Origin of the sequence: Synechococcus sp. R55.7 (assembly GCF_047461955.1) — a bacterium.
Classification (GTDB): Bacteria; Cyanobacteriota; Cyanobacteriia; order Thermostichales; family Thermostichaceae; genus Thermostichus.
Genome location: NZ_JANSIC010000082.1, coordinates 7,583 through 9,308 on the forward strand (window position 1 = coordinate 7,583; position 1,726 = coordinate 9,308).

At 61.0% G+C, this 1,726-nt stretch carries 2 protein-coding genes; one reads left to right on the plus strand and one right to left on the minus strand.

Features of this window, described 5'->3' with window-relative positions:
- Positions 1–742 (plus strand): V4R domain-containing protein (locus NW820_RS06110; RefSeq protein WP_414406982.1); only part of this gene is annotated, 742 nt, incomplete at its 5' end.
- A gap of 25 nt (positions 743–767) precedes the next feature.
- Here NW820_RS06110 and NW820_RS06115 read toward each other — a convergent pair.
- Positions 768–1,475, minus strand: a complete 708-nt coding sequence (locus tag NW820_RS06115) for a hypothetical protein (protein ID WP_011432227.1) — start codon at positions 1,473–1,475, stop codon at positions 768–770.
- Positions 1,476–1,726: the final 251 nt, after the last annotated feature.

Here is a 1,726-nt window from a genome sequence, read left to right on the forward strand (position 1 = left end):
TCCCCAATCTATCCATCCCCGCCCTCTTGTCCACCTGACTGCGAGAATAGCCATGATCTCCCTGCAAGAGATTCTGCAAGACCAGATCTTGCCTGGGCACTGCTTTAGCCCTGCCTACTACATCCGCCCTGACATCCACACCGGACTGCTCTACAGCCGCGGAGGATACCGCTTGGCGGCCTTTCCCATGCCCCTGCTGGAAGCTCTCTACTCCGGCCTGCGCTATGAAACTGGCCAAGCCACCCGCGTCATTCTCTACAACTGTGGCCGCGATTGGGGAGAGGCATTTTTCCGCCGTGTTGAAGACGAGCTTTCCGGCTACTACCAGCAGCCGCTGCAGGAATTGCCGATGGGGATCTTCCTGGATGCCCTCAGCGACCTCTGGGCCACCCACGGTTGGGGACGCCTGGAGCTGGACTTTTCCGCTGCTGACCACGGCTTGGTTCAGGCCGGGATCCGCAATTCCGGGTTTGCCCTTGCCGCTCGCGCCAGCTTCAACCCGGAGGAACCTTCTGCACGGCGAGAGCCTGCCGGATATTTGGAGGCGGGAATGCTGGCCAGCCTCTTCTCCTTGCTTTCGGGGCGGGATCTCATCTGCGTACAGACCACCTGCGAATCCCTGGGGGCCGATCTCAACCGCTTCCTCATCGGCACGGCTCAGCGGCTGCACCACTGCGAGGAATGGGTGCGCAAGGGCCTCTCCCACGAGGAGATTCTGGATCGGCTCACCGCCAGTCCCTAGGGCCAGAGCTGTTTTCAGGGGCTCGCTAGGGCAGGTAGGGCTGAAAATCTTGGGTGACCGTCAGAGTCAAGTTGGCATTGGCGTCGATCACCGCCACTTCCGGCGCCGTTACATTGCCGATGACAGCCCCTGCCGCCGCTCCACCCAGCACTTTCTCCGTCGAGATCACGCGGTCGCCGAACAAGCCTCCCAAGATGGCCCCCGCAGCTGCCCCAATCAAGGCATCTTGCACAATCGCTTCCCCGGAAGTGTGGCGGGGATCCTTGCGCAGCGGGATAACCTGGCTCTGAGCGTAGAGGGGGTAGGATTGGCCGTTGAAAATCAGGGCCCGCGAGACAAACTGGGTGCCGCCGCTCACCGGCTGAAATTGGCCTTCCAAAACGGCCCCCGCCGGGACGACCATGTTGCCGTAGATGTCCCGCAGAGGGGTATCCAAGCTAAGGCTGACGGCGCGGGTTTCCCCAGGGGCAATCAAGAGGGTTTCTGGGGAGCGATGCACCGCCTGGATCAGATCCCCAGAGCGCAATAGCAACGTGGTTTGCAGTTGAAAGGGCTGGCCAGGTTGCAGGGGTTGAGGGCCAGGGGGAAGGGGGCGAGGATTCACAGGACGCCATCCCTCACCGGCAGGCGGTGGTGGCAAGGGCCCCATTTGGGCCAAAACTGGGGCGGCCATCTGCGCTGAGAGCAATCCGCCAAGCAGAGGAGCCAACAGGCGGCTGGCTGGGTTGGTCATGGTCTTACCCCCATTCATCATTCCTACGTTAGCTGCAAACCGGCCAAAGTCGGGAACAAAAGCTTTCCTGGCCTCACTATCGTGATCAAAGCCAACTGAATGGGAGATGGGCTACCTTGGGTGAGCAGATTCGGCTGCTCTTCGCTCCAGATAGAAGTACGGCAAAGCGCCAGGGTTGCCCACTCTGGGATCCCTGCTGTCCATGTTAGATTAGGCTCTAGGTTTCTTCCCCTGCGTGGGGCCGAAGTCTT

What these genes read in the sequence shown, in the direction of transcription:
- NW820_RS06115 (WP_011432227.1), bottom strand. Translation starts at nt 1,475, where the DNA reads ATGACCAACCCAGCCAGCCGCCTGTTGGCTCCTCTGCTTGGCGGATTG.